The 21,780-nt window shown below is 62.5% G+C and carries 27 protein-coding genes; 9 read left to right on the forward strand and 18 right to left on the reverse strand.

The window, feature by feature from the left end; translation table 11 throughout:
- Positions 1-293: 293 nt before the first annotated feature.
- On the reverse strand, positions 294-857 hold the full coding sequence (orn, locus tag AC1DYR_RS04000) for an oligoribonuclease (RefSeq protein WP_457279974.1): 564 nt from the start codon (positions 855-857) through the stop codon (positions 294-296).
- 35 nt (positions 858-892) lie between these two features.
- Between orn and AC1DYR_RS04005 the strand changes: the two genes are divergently transcribed.
- From AC1DYR_RS04005 to rsgA, 3 genes are read left to right on the forward strand one after another with little or no spacing between them, the layout of a single operon-like run.
- Positions 893-2,182 carry a M48 family metallopeptidase gene (locus AC1DYR_RS04005; RefSeq protein ID WP_477703937.1) on the forward strand — a complete coding sequence of 430 codons (1,290 nt, stop codon included), beginning with the start codon at positions 893-895 and terminating at the stop codon, positions 2,180-2,182.
- Positions 2,179-2,499, forward strand: a complete 321-nt coding sequence (locus tag AC1DYR_RS04010; RefSeq protein WP_477703938.1) for a 4a-hydroxytetrahydrobiopterin dehydratase — start codon at positions 2,179-2,181, stop codon at positions 2,497-2,499. The genes AC1DYR_RS04005 and AC1DYR_RS04010 overlap by 4 nt, the downstream gene beginning before the upstream one ends.
- Positions 2,496-3,479, forward strand: a complete 984-nt coding sequence (gene rsgA / locus AC1DYR_RS04015; RefSeq protein ID WP_477703939.1) for a ribosome small subunit-dependent GTPase A — start codon at positions 2,496-2,498, stop codon at positions 3,477-3,479. The genes AC1DYR_RS04010 and rsgA overlap by 4 nt, the downstream gene beginning before the upstream one ends.
- Before the next feature lie 38 nt (positions 3,480-3,517).
- Here the strand turns inward: rsgA and hisC are convergent, their stop codons facing one another.
- From hisC to rpsP, 7 genes are all read right to left on the reverse strand, one after another.
- Positions 3,518-4,612, reverse strand: a complete 1,095-nt coding sequence (hisC, locus tag AC1DYR_RS04020) for a histidinol-phosphate transaminase (protein WP_477703940.1) — start codon at positions 4,610-4,612, stop codon at positions 3,518-3,520.
- Positions 4,609-5,637 (reverse strand): CobD/CbiB family protein, encoded by a 1,029-nt coding sequence (locus AC1DYR_RS04025; protein WP_457279969.1) that lies wholly within the window; start codon positions 5,635-5,637, stop codon positions 4,609-4,611. The genes hisC and AC1DYR_RS04025 overlap by 4 nt, the downstream gene beginning before the upstream one ends.
- 243 nt (positions 5,638-5,880) lie before the next feature.
- The gene (locus AC1DYR_RS04030) at positions 5,881-6,588 is read right to left on the reverse strand and encodes a CoA pyrophosphatase (RefSeq protein ID WP_477703941.1); all 708 of its coding nucleotides are present in this window, start codon (positions 6,586-6,588) and stop codon (positions 5,881-5,883) included.
- Positions 6,589-6,654: 66 nt separating this feature from the next.
- A complete protein-coding gene (gene rplS, locus AC1DYR_RS04035; RefSeq protein ID WP_077595343.1) occupies positions 6,655-7,020 on the reverse strand; it encodes a 50S ribosomal protein L19 in 366 nt (121 codons plus the stop codon).
- 143 nt (positions 7,021-7,163) lie between these two features.
- Positions 7,164-7,943, reverse strand: coding sequence for a tRNA (guanosine(37)-N1)-methyltransferase TrmD (gene trmD, locus AC1DYR_RS04040; protein ID WP_477703942.1), 780 nt, complete (start codon positions 7,941-7,943; stop codon positions 7,164-7,166).
- A gap of 58 nt (positions 7,944-8,001) precedes the next feature.
- Positions 8,002-8,610: a ribosome maturation factor RimM gene (gene rimM, locus AC1DYR_RS04045; RefSeq protein ID WP_477703943.1), complete on the reverse strand. Its 609-nt coding sequence runs from the start codon at positions 8,608-8,610 to the stop codon at positions 8,002-8,004.
- Between the two features lie 25 nt (positions 8,611-8,635).
- On the reverse strand, positions 8,636-8,896 hold the full coding sequence (gene rpsP / locus AC1DYR_RS04050; RefSeq protein ID WP_457279965.1) for a 30S ribosomal protein S16: 261 nt from the start codon (positions 8,894-8,896) through the stop codon (positions 8,636-8,638).
- 210 nt (positions 8,897-9,106) lie between these two features.
- On the opposite strand from rpsP, the gene AC1DYR_RS04055 reads away from it, so the two are divergent.
- Complete coding sequence (locus AC1DYR_RS04055; RefSeq protein WP_477703944.1) at positions 9,107-9,643, forward strand: N-acetyltransferase family protein; 537 nt, start codon at positions 9,107-9,109, stop codon at positions 9,641-9,643.
- A 7-nt stretch (positions 9,644-9,650) separates the two neighbouring features.
- Positions 9,651-10,127, forward strand: coding sequence for a hypothetical protein (locus tag AC1DYR_RS04060; protein ID WP_477646377.1), 477 nt, complete (start codon positions 9,651-9,653; stop codon positions 10,125-10,127).
- 33 nt (positions 10,128-10,160) lie between these two features.
- Here AC1DYR_RS04060 and AC1DYR_RS04065 read toward each other — a convergent pair whose 3' ends face one another.
- The 9 genes from AC1DYR_RS04065 to AC1DYR_RS04105 form a co-directional block, all read right to left on the reverse strand.
- Positions 10,161-11,198, reverse strand: a complete 1,038-nt coding sequence (locus AC1DYR_RS04065) for an inorganic phosphate transporter (protein WP_477646378.1) — start codon at positions 11,196-11,198, stop codon at positions 10,161-10,163.
- 127 nt (positions 11,199-11,325) lie between these two features.
- Positions 11,326-11,973, reverse strand: a complete 648-nt coding sequence (locus AC1DYR_RS04070) for a DUF47 domain-containing protein (RefSeq protein WP_457279961.1) — start codon at positions 11,971-11,973, stop codon at positions 11,326-11,328.
- A 177-nt stretch (positions 11,974-12,150) separates the two neighbouring features.
- Positions 12,151-12,513, reverse strand: a complete 363-nt coding sequence (locus tag AC1DYR_RS04075; RefSeq protein ID WP_477703945.1) for a DMT family protein — start codon at positions 12,511-12,513, stop codon at positions 12,151-12,153.
- A 21-nt stretch (positions 12,514-12,534) separates the two neighbouring features.
- Entirely contained in the window at positions 12,535-13,497 is a 963-nt protein-coding gene (locus tag AC1DYR_RS04080; RefSeq protein WP_477703946.1) for an AEC family transporter, read from the reverse strand.
- A 109-nt stretch (positions 13,498-13,606) separates the two neighbouring features.
- Entirely contained in the window at positions 13,607-14,188 is a 582-nt protein-coding gene (locus AC1DYR_RS04085) for a DUF3299 domain-containing protein (protein WP_477703947.1), read from the reverse strand.
- A 71-nt stretch (positions 14,189-14,259) separates the two neighbouring features.
- The gene (locus AC1DYR_RS04090) at positions 14,260-14,544 is read right to left on the reverse strand and encodes a hypothetical protein (protein ID WP_477703948.1); all 285 of its coding nucleotides are present in this window, start codon (positions 14,542-14,544) and stop codon (positions 14,260-14,262) included.
- Between the two features lie 7 nt (positions 14,545-14,551).
- A complete protein-coding gene (locus tag AC1DYR_RS04095; RefSeq protein WP_477703949.1) occupies positions 14,552-15,769 on the reverse strand; it encodes an ABC transporter permease in 1,218 nt (405 codons plus the stop codon).
- On the reverse strand, positions 15,766-16,422 hold the full coding sequence (locus AC1DYR_RS04100; protein ID WP_477703950.1) for an ABC transporter ATP-binding protein: 657 nt from the start codon (positions 16,420-16,422) through the stop codon (positions 15,766-15,768). The genes AC1DYR_RS04095 and AC1DYR_RS04100 overlap by 4 nt, the downstream gene beginning before the upstream one ends.
- Positions 16,419-16,979, reverse strand: a complete 561-nt coding sequence (locus AC1DYR_RS04105) for a Fur family transcriptional regulator (protein WP_477703951.1) — start codon at positions 16,977-16,979, stop codon at positions 16,419-16,421. Before AC1DYR_RS04105 ends, AC1DYR_RS04100 begins: the two co-directional genes overlap by 4 nt.
- A gap of 125 nt (positions 16,980-17,104) precedes the next feature.
- On the opposite strand from AC1DYR_RS04105, the gene AC1DYR_RS04110 reads away from it, so the two are divergent.
- The 3 genes from AC1DYR_RS04110 to AC1DYR_RS04120 are packed head-to-tail and all read left to right on the forward strand — an operon-like array spanning position 17,105 to position 19,966.
- Positions 17,105-18,100 (forward strand): metal ABC transporter ATP-binding protein, encoded by a 996-nt coding sequence (locus AC1DYR_RS04110; protein ID WP_477703952.1) that lies wholly within the window; start codon positions 17,105-17,107, stop codon positions 18,098-18,100.
- A complete protein-coding gene (locus AC1DYR_RS04115; RefSeq protein WP_477703953.1) occupies positions 18,100-19,002 on the forward strand; it encodes a metal ABC transporter permease in 903 nt (300 codons plus the stop codon). Before AC1DYR_RS04110 ends, AC1DYR_RS04115 begins: the two co-directional genes overlap by 1 nt.
- A 58-nt stretch (positions 19,003-19,060) precedes the next feature.
- Positions 19,061-19,966 carry a metal ABC transporter substrate-binding protein gene (locus AC1DYR_RS04120; protein WP_477704130.1) on the forward strand — a complete coding sequence of 302 codons (906 nt, stop codon included), beginning with the start codon at positions 19,061-19,063 and terminating at the stop codon, positions 19,964-19,966.
- Positions 19,967-20,035: 69 nt separating this feature from the next.
- On the opposite strand, the gene AC1DYR_RS04125 is transcribed toward AC1DYR_RS04120, so the two are convergent.
- Positions 20,036-20,305: a hypothetical protein gene (locus tag AC1DYR_RS04125; protein ID WP_477703954.1), complete on the reverse strand. Its 270-nt coding sequence runs from the start codon at positions 20,303-20,305 to the stop codon at positions 20,036-20,038.
- A 192-nt stretch (positions 20,306-20,497) separates the two neighbouring features.
- Here AC1DYR_RS04125 and AC1DYR_RS04130 point away from each other — a divergent pair, with 192 nt between their 5' ends.
- Positions 20,498-21,475: a M14 family metallopeptidase gene (locus tag AC1DYR_RS04130; protein ID WP_477703955.1), complete on the forward strand. Its 978-nt coding sequence runs from the start codon at positions 20,498-20,500 to the stop codon at positions 21,473-21,475.
- Positions 21,476-21,780 lie beyond the last annotated feature (305 nt).

Raw genomic sequence — 21,780 nt, forward strand, 5'->3', positions numbered from 1 at the left:
TAATAAAACATCAACCATCAAACGAATATGCGGTTCAGGCAGCAGAAATGTGCCCGAAGCGGTGACTCCGTTATTGGAGTCAAAAGTGTGAGGTAGATGTACAAATGCAGGGCACCCAGTGCACTGCAAGCCCACGATTATAGCGTGCTTTACGGGTTTCTACCAGTCCCCTGCTCAACCGTGGGCATTGCGGCTTCCTGCCGCAAGCCTGTAGCGTGCGCACTCGCTATCATTTCAATAGCTGCCGGCGCTCGTCCCGTCTGGTCAAGACCCCGAAATGGCTTACGCAGAATTCACTTCAGGAAGTGTTGCCGATAGTGCTCAAGTTCGTCAATCGACTCATGCACATCGGCCAGGGCGGTATGGCTCTGGCGCTTTTTGAAGGCGCTGTAGACCTCGGGACTCCAGCGTTTGGCCAGCTCCTTGAAGGTACTGACATCCACGTTGCGGTAATGCAGGAAGGCTTCCAGCTTAGGCATGTACTTGACCAGGAAGCGCCTGTCCTGGCTGATCGTGTTGCCGCACAGCGGCGAAACACCCTTGGGAACGTACCGGGCCAAAAAAGCCAGAATCTGCGCTTCGGCATCTGCCTCGTCCACGGTGCTGGCCTTGACCTTGTCGATCAGGCCGCTGCGCCCGTGGGTGCCCTTGTTCCAGTTGTCCATCTGGTCCAGCAACTCGTCGGTCTGGTGGATCGCCAGAACCGGGCCTTCAATGCGCGGCGTGAGTTGCGGGCCCGTGACGATGACGGCGATCTCGATCAGGCGTTCTTTTTCCGGGTCGAGGCCGGTCATTTCGCAGTCCAGCCAGACGAGGTTCTGGTCTGATTTTTTAAGTAGGGGTTCAGTTTCAGGCATCTTGCGATTCTCGCTGATCGCCTAAACTGCCAGCCATGACCGACTATTCGCTTGTTTTCACCGGGGTGTTTTCTGCCTTTCTGGTGCTGGGGCTGCTCACGAAGTTCTATCTGGCTTCGCGGCAGATCCGCCATGTGGCACGGAACCGGAACGCGGTGCCCGCCGCTTTCGCGGCCACCATTTCGCTGCAGGCGCACCAGAAGGCAGCCGACTACACCATCGCCAAGGCACGCTTCGGCATGCTGGAGATGGCTTTCGCCGCCGCCGTGCTGCTGGGCTGGACACTGCTGGGCGGCATCGACGCGCTGAACCAGGCGATAGCCGGTTCGGGCCTGGCCGCCTGGGGCGCGCTGGTGCCGCAGCTGGCCCTGCTGGCCGCTTTTGGCCTCATCAGCGGTTTGCTCGACCTGCCCTTCACCCTGTACAGCACCTTCCGCATTGAAGAGCGTTTCGGCTTTAACAAGATGACCTTGAAACTCTGGCTGGCCGACCTGGTGAAGTCGACGGTGGTCGGCATCGTCATCGGCCTGCCCATCGTGGCGCTCATCCTGTGGCTGATGGGCAGCGCGGGAAGCCTCTGGTGGCTGTGGGCCTGGGGTGCCTGGATGGGCTTTAACCTGCTGGTGCTGGTGCTCTACCCCACCGTCGTCGCACCGATGTTCAACAAGTTCAAACCGCTCGAGGACGAAACACTGAAGGCGCGCGTGACGGCCCTGATGCAGCGCTGCGGCTTTGCGGCGAAAGGTCTGTTCGTAATGGACGGCAGCAAACGCTCGGCCCACGCCAATGCCTATTTCACCGGCTTCGGCGCGGCCAAGCGCGTGGTGTTTTACGACACCCTGCTCAAGCAGCTCAACCCCGGTGAAGTGGACGCCGTGCTCGCGCATGAGCTGGGCCATTTCAAGCACAAGCACATCATCAAACGCATCGTCTCGATGTTTGCCATGAGCCTGGCCGGTTTTGCCTTGCTGGGCTGGTTGTCGTCGCAGGTGTGGTTCTACACGGGCCTGGGCGTGCGGCCCAACCTCACCGGCGCCAACGACGCGCTGGCGCTGCTGCTCTTTTTGCTGGTGGTGCCGCTCTTCAGTTTCTTCATTTCGCCGGTGTTTGCGCAGTTCTCGCGCAAACACGAGTTCGAGGCCGACGCCTACGCCGTGGCCCAGACCGACGGCAAGGACTTGCAAAGCGCGCTGCTCAAGCTCTACCAGGACAACGCCAGTACCTTGACGCCCGACCCGGTGTTTGTGAAGTTTTACTATTCGCATCCGCCTGCCTCCGAACGGCTGGGCCGCATGACTCCTTCCGTTGAAAGCACCGCGACATGAGCAACCCGATTCACCAAAACCGCCGCGCCCTGAGCGCCACGGAAATCGTCACCCAGCTGAGCAAGCTCAATGGCGAGCAGCCCCTGGGCTGGCGCCTGATCGACGGTTCGCTGGAAAAAACCTACAGCTTCAAAAACTACTACGAGACCATCGCCTTCGTCAACGCACTGGCCTTCATTGCGAATGCCGAAGACCACCACCCCGACCTGGCCGTGAGCTACGGCAAATGCACCGTGCGTTTCAACACGCACGACGTCGAGGGTGTCTCTGTCAGTGATTTTTTCTGCGCGTCGAAGGTTGACGCCTTGCTGGCTTGAGCAAACCGGCGCGCCCAGCCGCCGCTCCCGTCGCGGGCACGCGGCCCGGGCTGGTGGTGGCGGGCTTTGGCCGGCACGTGCTGGTGGAGACCGATACCGGTGAACGCGTGATCTGCCACCCGCGCGGCAAGAAAAGCCAGGCCGTGGTGGGAGACCGCATTCGCTGGCTGCCTTCCGAAGACGAAGGCACCATCGAGAAAATCGAAGAGCGCCGCAACCTGTTTTACCGGCAGGATGAGATGCGCACCAAATCCTTCGCGGCCAACCTCGACCAGGTGCTGATCCTCATCGCAGCCGAGCCCGAGTTCTCGGAAAGCCAGCTGACCCGCGCGCTGATTGCTGCTGAAGCCGAGGGCATCACCCCCATCATCGCCCTGAACAAAAGCGACCTTGCCGAGCCTTTCGGGCGCGCCTGGGCCAAGCTGGCGCCCTACCGGGCCATGGGCTACAGAATGCTTTCTCTGGCCATCAAGCCCAAAACAGCGACAAGCGAGCCGGCCGATGCCCCGCACCCGGAGCTGCAGGAACTGACGGATTTGCTGCGAGACAAGAAGACGCTGGTGCTGGGACCTTCAGGCGCCGGTAAAAGCAGCCTGACCAATCTTCTTGTGCCCGACGCGCGGGTGCTGACGGCGGAAATATCACAGGCCCTGAATTCAGGCAAACACACCACCACCAGTACCACGCTGTACTGGGTGAATACCGGGACGGACGGCCAGAGGACCACCGCGCTGATCGACTCGCCGGGCTTCCAGGAGTTCGGACTGCACCACATTGACCCAGTGCAGCTGGCCAACTACATGCCCGACCTCAAGGCGCACGCACAGGACTGCAAGTTCTACAACTGCACGCACCTGCATGAGCCGGGTTGTGGCGTGATTTCAGAGGTCAAATCGGGCCCCAGCCCAGACGGAATCAGCGCGAGCCGCTATCGTTTGTATAGCGAGTTGTTCGCCGAACTGTCGCAACCCCGCTATTGAGGGGAATTGACGGGCAGCGCCCCGGCCAGGCAATAGCGTCAGGCTTTGAGCAGCTCGCGACAGGCCTGCACCAGCGCCTCACATTGCGCCGGGGTGCCCACGCTGATGCGCAAATGCTGGTCGATACGCGGCTGCCTGAAATGGCGCACCAGGATGCTTTTTTCGCGCAAGCCGGCCGCGAAGGCCGCTGCGTCATGGCCAGGATGACGAGCCAGCAGGAAGTTGGCCTGCGAAGGCAGGACCTCAAAGCCCATGCCTTGCAGCTGCCGGCTTAGCAGATCGCGACTCTGGATAACGGCCGCGCAGGTCGCTTCAAAATAAGCCCGGTCCTCGTAAGCCGCCACGGCGCCGGCGATGGCCAGGCGGTCCAGCGGATAGGAATTGAAGCTGTCTTTCACGCGCTCAAGGGCTTCGATCAGGTGGCGCTGGCCGGCGGCAAAACCAACGCGCAACCCGGCCAGCGAGCGCGATTTGGACAGCGTGTGCACCACCAGCAGGTTGGGGTATCGCGCAATCAGTCCGATGGCGGTTTCGCCGCCGAAATCCACATAGGCCTCGTCTACCAGTACAACCCGCTCGGGCTGTTGCTGCAACAGTTGCTCGATCTGCGCCAGCGGCAGGCCGGTACCGGTGGGCGCATTCGGGTTGGCAATCACCACGCCCGCGCATGGCGCTGTGTAATCCGCCACATGGATGCGCAGGGACGCATCCAGCGGCACGAGCCCGGCCTCAATGCCATAGAGCCCGCAGTACACCTTGTAAAAGCTGTAGCTGACATCCGGCATCAACAGGGGCTGGCCGTGGCGGAAAAATGCGCAGAAAGCGTGCGCCAGCACTTCATCCGAACCATTGCCGGCAAACACCTGGCCCGCGTCTATGCCGTGGTAGCCGGCAATCGCCCGCCTGAGTGCATTGGCCTGCGGGTCGGGATAAAGCTGCAGGCCGTTTTGCGCCGCGGCCGTGATGGCGGCAACGACACGGGGCGATGGCGGGTAGGGGTTCTCGTTGGTGTTGAGCTTGACCAGGTCCGCAACGCCGGGCTGCTCCCCCGGCACATACGGCACGAGATCGCGCACCGCAGGGCTCCAGAAGGATTGCCCGAAGGGCAAGGCGGAAGGCGTGCTACCGCTCATCCGAGCAGGCGTGCCAGGGTCAGCAGCGCCAGCAAGACCATCCACAGCACCACGGAACGCCACACCAGCCCCACGATGCTTCGCAGGTGCGCCACTTCGGGCTCCCGGCCAGGCGTGGCTTCTGTGGCGATGCCGTCTTCCGCGTCCAGGCCACCCGCCTGGAAACTTTGCGAGGTGTCCGCTGAAAACGTGGTCTTGAGCGCTTCGCCGCCCAGGCGCACGTTCACGGCACCGGACGTGGCAGCCAGGATGATCCCGTCGTTGCGGTTTTCAGAGGCCGAAGGTGTGCCAACCGGAAACCGGTGCGTGTAGTTGCGCCAGGCATCAATGGCGTCTTCAAAACTGCCGACCACCGCGAAACCCAGCGAGGTGACACGGGCGGGCACAAAATCAATCACGCCCCAGGCTCGGCTTGCGGCGAGCTGCAGCGCCGTGCTGGCGCCCTCGCCTGCCGCGGCGGCGGTCCTTCTTTTATAGGCCCAGTAGCGTGAAACGAACTCGCTCATGCGGTAGAGCACAGCGCCCGCAGGCCCCAGCCCCAGCGCGGCGAGCACCGAAAACCAGCCCAGCACGCCGAACACATGGCGGTGCGCGGCCAGCACCGAATATTCAATCACGTGGCGGACGATTTCGCTGCGCGGAAGCTCGCTCGCATCGACCTGGCGCCACTGCGCCAGCAATTCGCGCGCCGTCGTTTCGTCGCCGTCATCCAGCGCGTCGCGTATGTCCGTGAAGTAGTGGCTGAATTGCCGGAAGCCCAGCGTGACATAGAGGATTGCCACGTTCCAGGCAAAAGCCAGCACGGGATTGATGGTCCACAGCAGCCAGTGAATCAGGAAGGTGACCAGCGCCGGCACCAGCACGGCGACCGTCCATGCGATCCAGCCATGGTGCGGTTTGCCGGCATCCAGGCTGCGGTTGGTCCAGCGGGCCCAGCCCCGAAATCCCGCATGAATCCAGTTGCCGCGGGCCAGCGGACGGGCCTGTTCGATGATGAGTGCAAACAAAACGGCAAAAAAGCTCATGAGGAATCATAACTTGGCCCCCACGGTCGCTCACTTCGTGTAGCTCCCTGCCCCCCGAGGGGGCCGCTGCGCCTGCGGTCTGGCGAAGCCAGTCCCGCGGCCCCTGCTGGGTTGAAGATTCAGGGCGTTTGCAGTGAAGGTATTTCACCAGAGGGGGCCGAGGGTCCGGCTTTGCCGGCCCCAGGCGCCGCCCCCTGGAAGGGGGGAACAGGCTACACGCAGTGAGCCTGGACGGGGGTGGGCCTATGCGCTCAGAAAACGATAGAGATTACGCAGCATGCCAGCCGTCGCGCCCCAGATATAGCGCTCCCTGGCCTCGTTGCCATCACCTTCCATGGAGGGGTCGGAGTACGGCATGGAAAGCCATTGGCGTAGGGCGCCGTCGAATTCCATCTCGTGGCGGCGATGATTGGCCGGGTTCATCAGGTAGCCCAGCGGCACCTCGAAGACATCTGCGACTTCACCGGGGTTGGGCTGCAGCACGAAGCCGGGCTTCACCAGCGCCACGACCGGCGTGATGATGAAAGCGGTGCCGGTGACGTAGGTAGGCAAGGTGCCCAGCACCTCCACATGGTCGCGCGGCAAGCCGACCTCCTCGTGCGCTTCCCGCAGCGCGGTGTCCACTGCATCGCGGTCGGTTTCGTCCGTGCGGCCGCCGGGCAAGGCGACCTGGCCTGAGTGCGTGGACAGGTTGGTGGTCCGCTCCGTTAGCAGCAGTGTCAGCTCGTCCCGCATGACCAGCGGAATCAGCACGGCAGCCAGTGCAGGCGTGCGGTCGGTGAACTTCTTTTCAACGCTGTGTTCGGGAGTCCAGACGGGCGGATGCCGAAAACGCTGGCGCAGCGCTTCCGGTAAAAGATGCGCCGAAGGGACACCCGCCAGATGGTCATCAATGCCCAGCACCGGGATGCTGCGCGGGTCAAACTTCGGCAGGGGCCGGGTGTTGTTCATGGGGTGAGAGGTTAGCAGGCAAAAAAAAGCCGCTCGACAGAGCGGCTTTTCAGGGCGGAGGTGCTTTTAGGCAGCCTTGGCGCCCAGCTTTTCCTTGATACGTGCGGATTTGCCGCTGCGGCTACGCAGGTAGTACAGCTTGGCACGACGCACATCACCACGGCGCTTGACTTCAATCTTCGCGATCAGCGGGCTGTAAACCTGGAACGTACGTTCCACGCCTTCGCCGTTGGAGATCTTGCGAACGATGAAGCTGGAATTGAGGCCGCGATTGCGCTTGGCAATCACCACACCTTCAAAAGCCTGCACACGTTTACGCGTACCTTCAACCACATTGACGCTGACGATCACGGTGTCGCCGGGAGCGTAAACGGGGATGGTCTTGTTCAAGCGGGCAATTTCTTCCTGCTCAAGGGTCTGGATCAGATTCATGGTTTATTCCATCTAACTTCTTCGCTCATACACGCGCTACGCTAAAGACCGCAAATCCATGGATTCACCCGAAGATGATTCAGATGGTTGCAGTGGCCGCCAGAGGATCGAAAAGCTTTTGATTATAGCAAGTCACTGCTTTTTCAAGCGTCTTTGTCCGGGTTTTCGACCAAATCGGCCAGAAAAGCCTCGTCACTTTCGCTCAAATTCCCACTCTGCCGTGCCATTTGCACCAATTCCGGGCGTTGGCGCTGCGTCAGCGCCAGGCGTTGTTCGCGCCGCCACCGCTCGATGTGGGCGTGGTTTCCCGACATCAGGGTGGTCGGAACAGGCTGGCCGCGCCAGCTTTCGGGCCGCGTGTAATGGGGGCAATCCAGCAAGCCGTCGAGTGCAGGATTAAAGCTGTCCAGCTGGTGGCTGCCCTCGTCATTGAGCACGCCGGGCTGGAGCCGGGCCACCGCATCCAGCAAGGCCATGGCGGCAATTTCCCCGCCCGACAACACAAAATCGCCCAGGCTGATCTGCAAGTCAACATGCGCCAGGATGAAGCGCTGGTCCAGCCCTTCGTAGCGGCCGCAGATCAACACCGCACCGGCGCTGGCCGACCAGCCTTCAACGCCGGCATGGTCCAAAGCCTTGCCCACGGGAGAAAAAAGCACCGTGGGAACCTTGGGCGCACCACTCGCAACACGGTCAGCCTGGATTTTTTCAAGGCACAGCGCCAGCGGCTCAGCCATCATCACCATGCCGGGGCCGCCGCCGAAAGGGCGGTCGTCCACGCGGCGGTAGTTGCCGTCGGCAAAGTCCCGCGGGTTCCAGAGCTTCACCTCAACAAGGCCTGATTCGTAGGCGCGGCGGGTCACCCCACTGACCAGGAAAGGCGCAAAAAGCTCGGGAAAAAGTGTGATGATGTCGAAGCGCATGGGGCTATTGTGTGCGAGCCCGGCGCTTCGGGGCAACAACCCCTTTGGGCTACAAAAATCAGTAGTCCGGCTGCCAGTCAACCGTGATGCATTTGCCGGCGATATCCACCGTGTCGACATACACGGAGACAAACGGAATCATGCGTTCGGCGGTCACGCTCGAGCCGTCTTCCTGCTGGGCGGTGTACTCCACACACAAAACCGAATGCGGGCCGGTGGCCATCAGGTCACGCACCAAGCCCAATGGCACCCCTTCACGATTGACCACGTTCAGGCCGATCAGATCGACCCAGTAGTACTCGTCCTTGGAGGCCGCAGGAAAGCTGCTGCGGGGCAGGAAGATACGCGCGCCACGCAAGGACTCGGCCGCATTGCGGTCATCAAGGCCCAAAAACTTGGCGACAACGGTATCGGAATGGACTTTGGCCTCGTCGACGCTGAGCGTGACGGTGCCGGAGAACACGGTAAACCCCGGGCGGAATTTGGCGTCAGGCGCCTGCAAAAACCAGGATTTGGCCGCGAAAAGTGCTTCTGGATCGGTGCTGTGCGGCAGGATTTTCACCCAGCCCTTGACGCCCCAGGCATCCAGGATGCGCCCGACTTCGATGGCGTCGTGCGGAAGGCTTGAGGGTGTCAAGCCTGCCGACGATTGAAGGCCGGACTGCATCAATCTCTAAAACAGACCGAGTTCTTCAGGCCGTTTTGACAGCAGCCGTAGCACCTTGCTTGACCAGGCGCAGAACGGTAGGAGACGGCTGGGCGCCCACACCGATCCAGTGGGTCAGGCGGTCTTGCGCAATGCGCAGGCCTTCTTCGCCACCTTTGGCAATCGGGTTGTAAAAACCGATGCGTTCGATGAAACGGCCGTCGCGGCGAACGCGTTTGTCAGCCACGACAATATTGAAAAAAGGACGGTGCTTGGAACCGCCGCGTGCAAGTCGAATGACGACCATGATTTATCCTTCGGGTGGTGGGGCTTACCGGTAAGGTAGATACCCCAATGTTCTGCAGCGCTTGAGACACACGACATGGCCACCCGGCCAGCGAATTGCTGCAAAGCCTGAGATTATAGCCTGCCGAACGGTTTTTGCCCAAATTCGCCCCTCCCCCGCTCCTGAAGCCTCCCCGCAGACCCTTTCTCCCGCCTCCGAAACACCACTGACATGCCCCTCATCCGCCCCAGCCGCGAAGAAGACATTTCCGCCATCACGGCCATTTACGGCCACCACGTCCTGCACAGCACAGGCACCTTCGAAACCGAGCCGCCCAGCGTGGCCGACATGACAGCCCGCCGGGCCGATGTGCTGTCCAAGGGCCTTCCGTATCTGGTCGCCGAGCAGGACGGCAAGATTACGGGCTTTGCCTACGGCAACTGGTTCAAGCCGCGCCCGGCCTACCGGTTCTCGGTGGAAGACTCGATCTACCTGGCGCCTGAACTGCACCGCAAGGGCCTGGGCCGTGCGTTGCTGGCCGAGTTGCTGGCACGGCTTGAAGCGGTGGGCGTACGCAAGGCCATGGCCGTGATCGGTGATTCGGCCAACGCTGGTTCGGTGGGCGTGCACCGCTCGCTCGGCTTCACCGAAGTCGGCACCATTGCATCATGCGGCTGGAAGTTCGGCGCCTGGCGCGACATCGTGATCATGGAAAAGACCCTGGGCGCTGGCGACACGCAGCCGCCGGTGAATGCACCCGCCGCATAATCGCCGCATGCAAGCAACTGCCTCCACAGCCCCTAAAGCGCCCAAAAACAAAACCCTCGCCGCCTGGCTCGCCTTTATTGGCGGCCAGCTCGGCGTGCACCGTCTTTACCTGTTCGGCCTGGGCGACGTCTGGGCCTGGCTGCACCCCATCGCAGCGGCGCTGGGCTGGTGGGGTGTCGAGCGCGTACGGCTTTATGGGCAGGATGACCACCTCGCCTGGGTGCTGATTCCGCTGCTGGGCTTTACGCTGGCCGGCACGGCATTGACCGCCATTTACTACGGCCTGATGCCGACGGAAAAATGGAATGCGCTGCACAACACGGGCACGCCGGCCACCCAGGCGGGCAACACCAACTGGCTGACCATAGGCGCGGTGGTGTTTGCGCTGCTGTTCGGCACTATCTCACTGATGTCCAGCATCGTCTTCAGCTTTCAGCGCTACTTCGAGTACCAGGTTGAAGAGGCCAAGAAGATATCTCAATAGGGCTCGGACATCAAACAGGCTCGGCGCTCTTGATCAAAAAACTTGCAGGCTGACCCAGTAGGCTATCGCGGCCACGAAGGCCGAGGCGGGAATGGTGAAAATCCAGGCCCAGACGATGTTGCCGGCCACGCCCCAGCGCACGGCTGAAGCGCGCTGCGTGGAGCCTACGCCCACGATGGCGCCGGTGATGGTGTGCGTGGTGGAAACGGGAATCCCCAGCCCGGTCGCCAGGAACAGCGTCAGCGCGCCGCCGGTCTCGGCGCAGAAGCCGCCCACGGGCTTGAGCTTGGTGATTTTCTGGCCCATGGTTTTCACGATGCGCCAGCCGCCGAACATGGTGCCAAAGCCGATGGCGATGTAGCAGACGATGACCACCCAGATCGGCAGGTGTTCCGTGGTCGCCATCATCCAGACCGGCAAACCCTGCACGTTGCTGGTGGTCGCGGCGATCAGCAACAGCCAGATGATGCCGGCGGTCTTTTGCGCGTCGTTGCCGCCGTGCCCCAGGCTGTAAGCGCCTGCGGACACCAGCTGAAGCCGGCGAAACCACCGGTCGGCCTTCGATGGAGTCGTCCTGCGACACACCCAGGCCACCGCCACCATCATCAGCGAGCCGAGCAAGAACCCGAGCAAGGGCGAGACAAAGATAAAAGCCACGACCTTGAACACACCCGACGCGATCAGCGCGCTGGCACCGGCCTTGGCAATCACAGCCCCCACGATACCGCCGATCAGCGCATGCGAAGAGCTACTGGGAATGCCGTAGAACCAGGTCACGATGTTCCAGGTAATGGCGCCCATCAGCGCGCCGAACACCACATGCGTGTCCACCACGCCCGGCATCACGATGCCCTTGCCGATGGTGGCCGCCACGCTCAGGTGGAAGATGAAATACGCCAGGAAGTTGAAGAAAGCGGCGAACAGCACCGCCTGCCCCGGCTTGAGCACGCCCGTCGACACCACCGTGGCGATCGAGTTGGCCGCGTCATGAAAGCCGTTCATGAAGTCGAACGCAATGGCCAGGAAGACCAGCAGGAACACCACCCACAGGGCGGCCTGTACGGTTTGCATATTTATACCAATGAGGTAGCTAGGGAAACGAACGCGCCGGGACGCAGGGCAGTGCCACCCCAAGCAAGGCCAGCCCCCTCGGGGGGTAGCGAACTACGCGAAGCGAGGAGCGTGGGGGCCGCCATCTTCAGGAGTTCTCGAGGACGATGCCCTCGATCAGGTTGGCCACGTCCTCACACTTGTCGGTGATGGTCTCCAGCAGTTCGTACACCGCCTTGAGCTTGATCACTTCCCGTACATCGGGCTCTTCGCGGAACAGCCGGCTCATGGCCGAGCGCATGACGCGGTCGGCGTCGGACTCGAGCTTGTCGATTTCCTCGCAGGTTTTCAGGGCCGCTTCAGCCGTCGCGGCATCGCTGACTTTTTCGATCAGCGCCACGGCGTCCTGCAGGCGTTCGCAGCATTTGACGCTCAGGTCGGTCAGCCGCACGATGTCGTCGGTCATGTGGCGCACGTCGTACAGCGCCATGGTTTCGGCCGAATCCTGGATCAGGTCGGCCACGTCGTCCATGGTGTTGATCAGCTTGTGGATCTGCTCGCGGTCGATAGGCGTGATGAAAGTCTTGTGCAGCGCCCGGTTGACTTCATGCGTGATGCGGTCGGCAGCGCGCTCGGCGTGGTCGACTTCGCGGTTGAAAGCTTCGCGCTTTTGCACGTCAGCGTAGTTCGCGACCAGGTTCGAAAACGCGTGGGCGGCCTCGACGATGCGTTCGGCATGCTGGTTGAACATCTCGAAAAAATTGCCTTCGCGCGGCAGCAATTTGCCAAACAGCATGTCAGTTCCTCAGGGAGTAAGTCAAAAATATGACGTTTTTGTAACAGCTAGAAGTTTAACCGTCTGGCCGTCCCTTCCCCAAACCAGCTCGAGCCGCGGAACCGGCCTTGCCGGGCCGCAGGCGGGCGGCCCCCTCGGGGGGCAGGGAGCTACACGAAGTGAGCGACCGTGGGGGCCTTATGAGCTTCGGAAGATGAAATACACCGCGCCAACCATGCACAGGGCTGCCCACAGGTAGTCGAGTTTGAGTGGCTCGTTCAGGTAGAACACCGCAAAGGGCACGAACACACTCAGCGTGATCACCTCCTGCATGATCTTGAGCTGCCCGACACTGAACTGGGTAAAGCCGATGCGGTTGCCTGGCACCTGCAGCAGGTATTCAAACAGTGCGATGCCCCAGCTGATCAGCGCTGCGATGTACCAGGGCGAGGTGGCCAGGTTTTTCAGGTGCCCGTACCAGGCAAAGGTCATGAACACGTTGGACAGCAGCAGCAGGCCGATGGTTTGCGCCGATACCGGCAGGGACTGTAGGAACTGCATCAAGGGCTCCGTGAAAGAGATTTAGACAAACCGCCCGACCAGCAGCAGCACAACGGTCAGCGTCACCAGGGCCAGCGCGGTAGACACCACGACACTGGCGGTGATCAGGTCTTCCGCGACCTTGTAGCGCTGGGAAAACAAAAATACATTGGCGCCAATGGGCAAGGCCGAAGCCACCACCATGACGGCCATCGGCACGCCGCCCACACCCAGCAGGCGGCACAGGCCAAACACCAGTAGCGGGTGCAACAGATTTTTCACCCCGGCCAAAGCCAGCGCCTGGCGCCAATGCTCACCCACGCGGGTGTTGGCCAGCGTCACGCCCACCAGCACCAGCGCCAGCGGGCCGAAAGCATTGGCCAGCAGTTCGAGTGGCTTGTCAACCACCGCGGGAATCGTGAGACCCGTCTGTGCAAACAGCAGGCCGGCAATGATGGGCAGCGGCACCGGATGCAACAGCGCGTTCTTCACGGCCATCAGCACGGTTGCCACGGGATGCCGCGGCGCGGCCGTGACTTCGTCGCGCATACCCAGCTTCTGTTCGTGCGCCACCGCCAGCTCCAGCACCACCGTGGCGCTGGTCAGCAACACCAGTGAATGCACTGAAACCAAAGTAAAGAGCGTCACCAGCCCTTCGGGCCCGTACATCAGCCCGATCAGCGCGATGCCGATCATGACGGTGTTGGAGAAGGTGTTGGCCAGTGCCAGCACGGCGGCACGGCGGTTAAAGCCCTGCAGCAGCAAGGTGCCGCCAAACAGGATGATCACGGCCAGAAAGTAGGCCAGCACTGGTTTGAAGTCCAGCTGCTCAACACGCACCTTGCTCATGGTGCGAAACAGCAGCGCCGGCGTGAGCAGCAGGAAGACCAGGTTTGAAAGGTCTTTTATCGCTCCGGGCCTTATCCACTGTGCGCGACCAGCTATGAAACCTGTAGCAATCAACAACACGACGGGAAGCAGGGACACGAAGACAAGCTGGTTCATTGCGCAATCTTAGCGTGCGGGTTGCCAGGCCGTCGCGATGCCGTCTCCGTATCTTGCGGGGGCGTCCCCGCTTGAAAAGCGTCAGCCACGGCAGTTTTGTGTGCGGCTCTTACCTGACGCTGGTGGCATCCGTGATGCGGTAGTAAAGGCCATAGGAGTCGTCATTGAGGACCAGGAAGCGCCCCTCCACCACCACCGGCTCCATGCTGTATTTCACCGGCGTTTTGGTTTTGACTTCGACCATGCTCTCGGGCCCGCCGGGCAGGCAGAAGGCGCAGGTCAGAGGCACCGACGACAGCAAAAAGTGCTTCTGCTTTTCGCCCGGGTCCAAGGGCATCATGAAGCCCTGGATGCGCTGGGTTTTCTGGTTCAGCGCCATCTGGTCGAGGGTGAAGACCGGCAGGATCCGGTTTTTCTCGTTTTTGGTTTTCACCGCCGTCAGCACCGACCAGGGCACAACGTCCGTGCGGGCCGCCAGCGGTGGGAACGGGCTGTTGGCGCCATGCACGCCCGCACCCTGCCCGACCGGTATGTCAAACGCCGGCCCTGCAGCGGCAGGCTTGCCGCCATTCGCCATCGGTGAAGACAGCGTTTGCGCCGAAAGGCCCGCCGCAGCCAGCAGCATGCTGCAGGCCAATGCCCACTTCAATCCGTTAAGGCCTGGTGTGCGAGGGTGAAAAGAAGCGGTCATGCAGTACTCCAGAAAATCCAGCAAAAAGGTGAGGCCAATTCAGGGGCGCCCCGGTGGCGTCAGTGGACGTCTCAATGAACGTGTTTCATCCCGCAGTATTTGCCGACGGCCAGGCCTTTGCAAGCGGCCTGCAGCTCTTTTTCACAAACTTCGTCTTTCTTGCCCGATTCCAGGCATTTGGCGGCGTTTTCATGGGCGGCGGCCATGGCGCGGTGACGCTGGATGTCTTCCCTGGTTTCCTTGTCGTTGTGCTGCGCGTGGGCCAGCGAAAACGTGGCGCTCAGGGCCACCGCCGCAAACGCCGCGGCAACAGGAGACAGGGTGAGGAATTTTTTGATGGTGTAGAGGTTTGTCATAAGAAGGTTACCTGGATTGGAGAAGTTCAAACACACTGACGCGGTAAGCTTCCCAGGCGGGCAGCAACGCAGACGCGAGCGCCACACCCAGAGCCAGTACCGGCACACTGACCAGCTCGACCGGCCATGACAGCGCACCGATCAGGACAGATTTTTCAAGTTGCAGCGCCCAGGCCAGCAGCGCCGTCAGGCCCTGCCCCGCCAGCACACCCAGCACGGTGGCTAGCAGCGCCAGCCACAGCGCTTCGCACAGCAGCAGGCCGGCCACGCGGGCCGGCGGCGCGCCCAACATGCGCAGCAGCGCCAGGTCGGCCCGGCGCTCGCGCACGGCACCCCACAGCGCAATGAAAACACTCAGGCCCGCCGTCAGCAGCAACACGCCGGCCAGCGCCCGCAGCACGTCGGTGCCCACACCCACCATGCTGAGCAGGCGCGTGATTTCCAGCGCCGGCGCAGCGGCCTGCATCTCGGTGCTGCTGTTGATGTAGCGGGGAAAAGTCACGGCCGCCAGCGGCGTCTTGTACTGGATCAGCGCCAGCGTGATTTCGCGTTCTTCTTCCAGCACCTTGCGGTCGTCGTCGTCCAGCGCCGTGTCGGTTTCATGCACCTGCCAGACGGACTCGGTGGCTGTCAGCACCAGGCGGTCCAGCACCGTGTGGCTGCCGGCCAGGACGCCCGACACCACATAAGGACTCAGCTTGTGCTCTTCACCGCCGCCGCCCAGGCCGTGCGTGCCGGTAAAGCTGGCGCCCACCTTGAGGCCGGTCTGCTGCGCCACCTGCGCGCCAATGACGGCCTGCATCGGCTTGGACCACAGCGCGCCCTGCGCCAGCTGCGCGTCGTAGTGGTGGATGTAGTCGGGCGTGGTGCCCACAATGCGAAAGCCGCGAAAGCTGTCACCCAGGCTGATGGGAATGACCTTGGCCACCTGCGGATGCTTTTCCAGTTCCTTCACCGCCGCCAGCGGGACATTGCCCGTCGGCACGTCAAGGTGGAACACGCCCGACAAGATCAACTGCATCGGGCTGCCCTTGGCGCCCACCACCACGTCGATGCCGGCCACGTCACGGTCAAACGCCTGGCTGATCTGGTGGCTGACGAGCAGCAGAAAAGTGATGGAAGCCAGCCCCAGAGTGAGCAGCAGCAAATTCAGCGCTGCAGCCAGGGGCCGCGACCATAAATAGCGCCATGAAAACACCACGGTTTTGAATGCTATCGTTTTCATAGCTGCTTGCGCACGACCAATAAGGACTGCAGGCCTTTTTTATCCTTAAAAAAGGCCTGGACACGCGCATCGTGCGTGGCAATCACCAGCGTGGCGCCCTGCTGCTGCGCCGCGCTTTGCAACAAGGCCAGCGACGCCCCGGCCGCGTCGTCGTCCAGGCTGGCGGTGGGTTCATCGGCCAGAATCACGCGCGGCTTGAGCAACACCGCGCGCGCCAGCGCCACACGTTGCGCCTGCCCGCCTGATAGTTGAGACGGCTTGCGCTGCGCGAGTGCCTGCACATCCAGCGCGACCAGCGCTTCGGCAATTCGGCCTTCATCATCCGGCTGGCCGGCGGCCCACTGCGCCATGGCTAGGTTGCCGTGCACCGTGAGCGCCGTGCTCAGGTGCAGTTTCTGCGGCAAAAAACCAATGGTTTTAGCCCGCCACGCGTCACCGGCACGCCCGCCCAGCGTCTTGATGGACTGGCCGGCCACCGTGATGTCGCCCTCACTGGGCGCCAGCAAACCTGCCGCCAGCGCCAGCCAGGTGGATTTGCCCGAGCCCGACGCACCGCGCAGCAGCAGCACACCGCCCTGCGCGACGTCCACGTCCGCGAAGCGCAGCTCGGGGCCATTGGTATAGCGATAGGCCAGTTGGCGGGTGCTGATCATGCAGAAGCCGTGCCGGTAGCGCAGTCGGCGCACACGCCCCGCACGGCAAAGTCCATGCTCATGCCCTGGTAGCCCAGCGCCTTCAATGCTTCCAGCGCGGTCTGCGCGGCGCGCTCCAGGTCTTTGGTGCTGGCCTTGAGCGCACCCGAACGTTTGCCCGACAACGCGCCCGACAAGGGGCTGTCGCGGTGACAGCTCTGGCATTCAAAGTGGGGAATCGCATGCACGCTGCTCGGCATGGCCTGGTAGCGCCGCACGCGGTTGGCGTCCACGCGGCACAGCAGCAAGCCCACCTGCGTGAGCCGGTCGATCAGCCGGTACAGCGTGACGCGGTCCAGTGTCACGCCTTCGCCGGCATCATCGTCGCTGCCCAGCGCGGCCTGCAGTTGCGCGTGCGTGTAGCTGGTGTCCGGGTGGGCCAGCAGCCAGCCCAGCACCAGGCGCGCAGCGCTGGTGCGGCGCAGGCCGTGGGCCGACAACAGCACATTAATCGGGTCCGCGTCGGCGGTGACGCCGGGCTCGGTTTTGGAACGCCTGACAGGTTTGACGGATGCCATGGGATGAAGCCGTTCGGAAAGATTTGGCAAAAGGGAGCGCGGTGTATTTTCACCATGCGCACGCATAACGCAACAATGTTGCATTAAACTATAAAGCAATTCAGTTGCATTATTACCGCAACCGAGTGGCTTTTGATGACTTCCCGGCCCGCCTGTTTGTAAAGACGACTTCCCTTGCCAGCTTCGCCCCCTCCCTTCCCCCCACAGCCTCCGCGCCGCCGCAGCATCCTCGCCTGGCCGGCCTGGCGCCGGGTGCTCGCGGTATTGCCAGCCGTGGCGCTGCTCTGGATAGCGGTCGCCTGGGCTTCGGCGGAAATAGCGCCATGGTGAGCGCCATGGTCACGCTGGACAACCTCACCGTCAGCTACCGGCAACACCCGGCACTGCACCACGTCAGCGGTCACTTCGCGGCGGGTTCGCTGACCGCGGTGGTTGGCCCCAACGGCGCCGGCAAAAGCACGCTGTGCAAAAGCATCATGGGTTTGCTGCCCCGTTCGGGCGGACAGGTCACCACGGCAACGCCGCGCGCGCGCACTGCCTACCTGCCGCAACAGGCTGAGCTGGACCGCGGCTTTCCGATGGACGTGTGCGACGCCGTGCTGCTCGGCTGCTGGCCTTCGCAGGGCGCGTGGGGCGGCGTCAGTGAGGCGCAGTGGGCGGCCGTCGGCGCGGCCTTGCGCACCGTTGGCCTGGAAGGTTTTGAAGCGCGGCCCATTGGCACGCTTTCCAGCGGGCAGTTCCAGCGCGTGCTGTTTGCCCGCTTGCTGGTACAAGACGCCCGCCTGATCCTGCTGGACGAACCCTTTAACGCGATAGACAGCAAGACCACCGCCGCGCTGCTGGCATTGATTCGCCAGTGGTATGCCCAGGGGCGCACCGTGATTGCCGTGCTGCATGACGACGCCCAGGTACGGGCGCATTTTCCGCAAACACTGCTGCTGGCGCGCGAAGCCGTCGCCTGGGGCCCCACCGCACAGGTCATGACCGAAGGCAACCTGGCACGCGCCCGCGCGATGGCCGAGGCTTGGGACGAAAGCGCCGAAGCCTGCCGCATCGACGACAAGGCAGTAGCCACACCAGTGGCATTGCACGAGCCCTTGCTGCACAAGGCTGCGGCGTGATGGAAGCCGCGCTGCATGCCCTTCACGGTGCCTGGGCCGTTCTGTTTGCGCCGTTCGCCGACTACGCCTTCATGCGCCGCGCGCTGGTGGCCACGCTGGCGCTCTCGCTCAGCGCCGCGCCGCTGGGCGTTTTCCTGACCTTGCGGCGCATGAGCCTGCTGGGTGACGCACTCAGCCACGCCATATTGCCCGGTGTCGCCATCGGGTTCATGCTGTGCGGCCTGTCTCTCACGGCCATGGCAGCAGGCGGCGTGCTGGCCGGCATGCTGGTGGCAGCGCTGGCCGGTTTCATCAGCCGCGCCACCGCGCTGAAAGAAGACGCCAGCCTGGCCGCGGTTTACCTGGTGGCGCTGGCGCTGGGCGTGACGCTCATTTCCGGCCACGGCACGCAGCTTGACCTGCTGCACATCCTGTTCGGCAGCGCGCTGGGCGTCGACACGCCGGGCCTGCTGCTGGTGGCCGGCGTAGCCAGCATCAGCCTGGTCGCGCTGGCTGCCGCTTACAGGGGCCTGGTGCTGGAGAGTTTTGACCCGGTATTCCTGAACGCAACGGGCCGCAGCGCCTCTTTCAAGTGGGCGTGGCAGCAGGGCTTTTTGATGCTGGTCGTCATCAACCTCGTGGCCGGCTTCCAGACCCTGGGCACGCTGATGGCCGTCGGCCTGATGATGCTGCCCGCGGTGTCGGCACGACTCTGGCATGACACCCTGCCCGCGCAGCTCGCCAACGCCGGCGCGCAGGCCATGGCGGCAGGTTATGCCGGGCTGCTGCTGTCTTACCACTTCGATACACCTTCGGGCCCGACCATCATCGGCTGTGCTGGCGCGCTGTACTTTGCCTCGCTGCTGCTGGCGCCCGGCGGCTGGCTGCCGCGCACATTCGCGCGCACGCACCGCGTCGCCTGAGCCTGCGCTTTTTTTCATTCCTCTTTCTCTACCAACCCGGAGCCCTTCCATGACTTCCATGAAACACCTGGTCCGCAAACTGCTGGCACCCCTGGCCGGGGCCGCGCTGCTGGCCGCCGCCACTGCCGGCATGGCCGCCGACAAAATCCCTGTGGTCGCCAGCTTCAGCATCCTCGGCGACCTCGTCCGTGTGGTCGGCGGTGACCGCGTCGCCGTCAACACGCTGGTCGGCCCCGATGAAGACGCGCATGTGTTTGAACCCAAACCCGCAGACGCCACAAACCTGTTGCAAAGCAAACTGCTGGTCAGCAACGGCCTGGGCTTTGAACCGTGGGCGCAAAAACTCGTCAAGTCCGCCGGCTACAAGGGCCAGGCGGTGGTCACTTCGCAAGGCGTGAAGGCGCGCACCATGCCGGGTGAAAAAGGAGGAAAAGAAACCGACCCGCACGCCTGGCAGGATCCAACCAACGTCGTGATCTATGTGCGCAATATCGCCGCAGCCCTCGCCCGGCTCGACCCTGCCGGTTCAGCCACTTACAAGAACAACAGCGAAGCCTACGTGAAAGAATTGCAGGCGCTGGACACCTGGGCCAAAGAACAGCTCAGCGCCGTGCCGCCCGCCAAACGCAAGGTCATCACCTCACACGACGCCTTCGGTTATTTCGGCGCGCACTACCAGGTCAGCTTCCTGGCACCGCAAGGAATCTCTACCGAAGCAGAACCTAGCGCAAAAGAAGTAGCCCAACTGATCCGGCAGATTCAGCGCGAAAAAATCAAGGCCGTATTTTTTGAAAACATGAGCAACCCGAAGCTGCTCGCCCAGCTGAGCAAGGACGCCGGTGTGACGCCCGGCCCCGCGCTGTATGTCGATGCCCTGTCAAAAGCCGGTGGCCCGGCCGACAGCTATCTCAAGCTGATGCGGCACAACGTGACACAGCTGGTGGCGGGGATCAGGCAGAACTGAGTTGGAATCAACCGGCATCGTGGAGCGGCCCGTTGGCCACGCTGGCCTCCGGGCAAAGCTGTGAAGCGCTCAGCTGCGATAGGGTTGATTACTTCGGGGCGCATCCGGCAACTGTTCATCCAGCGACTGGCGGTAACGGATACAGCCGCGAAAGAACTGCGGCCAGTCAGGTACGACGGGCACAGGGTCGGTCTTCTCCGGCAGTAGCGCCCACAGTGCCGGGTGGTGCCAGCAAAGCTCATGGCCGGTGCTGTCGCGGTGCTCGCGAATACCCTGTCGGAGCTTTTTGACTTCCACAATCAGTTGCTCACGTGACAAGCCGTCAAGATCAGTATCCATGTTGCCTCCGTATTGACATTGGGGATGCGCAAGGTCAGGGAAACGCCGCAATCATAAGCAGGAAGCCTCTTCGCAAAATATGCCCATTGGCAACAAATGGCAACGCATCCGGATGCCTCACCGCCCCGCCAAACCACTGTATAACCAAGCCATCGACGCCACAAAACGCCACCACACCAGCGGGCATTACCCATGACCTCTCCCCAACACCCCACCCACCTGCGCAGCCACACCTTCCACGGCCTGGCGCCCGGCCCGCGCCTGCTCGTCACCGGCGCCGTACACGGCAACGAAACCTGCGGCACACGCGCCATCACGCAGCTGCTGGAAGAAATCGACAGCGGCCAGCTCGGCATCGAACGCGGCACCGTGACTTTTGTGCCCGTGACCAACCCGCTGGCCTACCGGCTCAAGCAGCGCATGGGTGAGCGCAACCTCAACCGCAACATGGCACCGAGCGCCATTCCGCAGGACTTTGAGGACCGCATTGCGAACGTGCTGTGCCCGCTGCTGGATGCGCATGATGTGTTGCTGGACCTGCACTCCTTTCACACCGGCGGCGCACCGTTTGTGATGATTGGCCCGCAGAACAACACCGGCGCGCTGGAGCCTTTTGACCATGCCGCGGAAGAAATGCAGCTGGCGCTGCACACCGGGCCGCACCGGATTGTGGAAGGCTGGCTGGAGACCTATGCACGGGGCGTGCAGCGGCGCGCGGCAACAGCCGCGGCCAGCAGCGGAGCCGCCCGCGCCCAGACGCTGGTGACGGACCCGAACTACGGCGTAGGCACGACCGAATACATGCGTTCACGCGGCGGCTACGGCGTGACGCTGGAATGCGGCCAGCATGACGACCCGCAAGCGGTGCAGGTGGCGCGGCATGCAATTTTGCAGACGCTGGGCTTGCTGGGGCTGATTGCGCAGAAGCCCGCGCCGGTGCCGATGGCGCGCGAGATCCTGCGGCTCGTTGACGTGGTGGACCGCGAGCATGCGGGCGACACCTTCACCCGCGAGTGGCGCAGCTTCGACGCCGTGAAAGCCGGCGATGCCATTGGCACGCGAAATGGCGGCGCACCTATTGCCGCGCCGGCAGACGGCTTTGTGGTGTTTCCGAATCCGCGGGGCGAAGTGGGCCAGGAATGGTTTTATTTTGCGCAGCGGCGGGTTTGAGGGCTCAAGTCAAACCGGAACACCAACAAGCCAGGTTGCGGCTGACTGCGGTTGGCCGGAAGTGACAGCATCGCTATCTATTTGATAGCTGCTTGCGCCCACCCTTATTGGCTTGATGCTCAAGTTGACTACCAAATCAGGGACTGCGGAGCGTCAAAACGGGCCAGAATCGCCTGTAGGAACGGAAAAAACGGTCTCAAGCGGCCTCGATCGCCCAAAAAAACACCATTTTTGGCATAAAAAGCGCCTGCGGCCCAGTGTTTATCTGTGCTTGATGCTATCTATTTGATAGCGCCATGAGGATA

The sequence above is a fragment of the Polaromonas sp. P1_F9 genome, assembly GCF_056405615.1.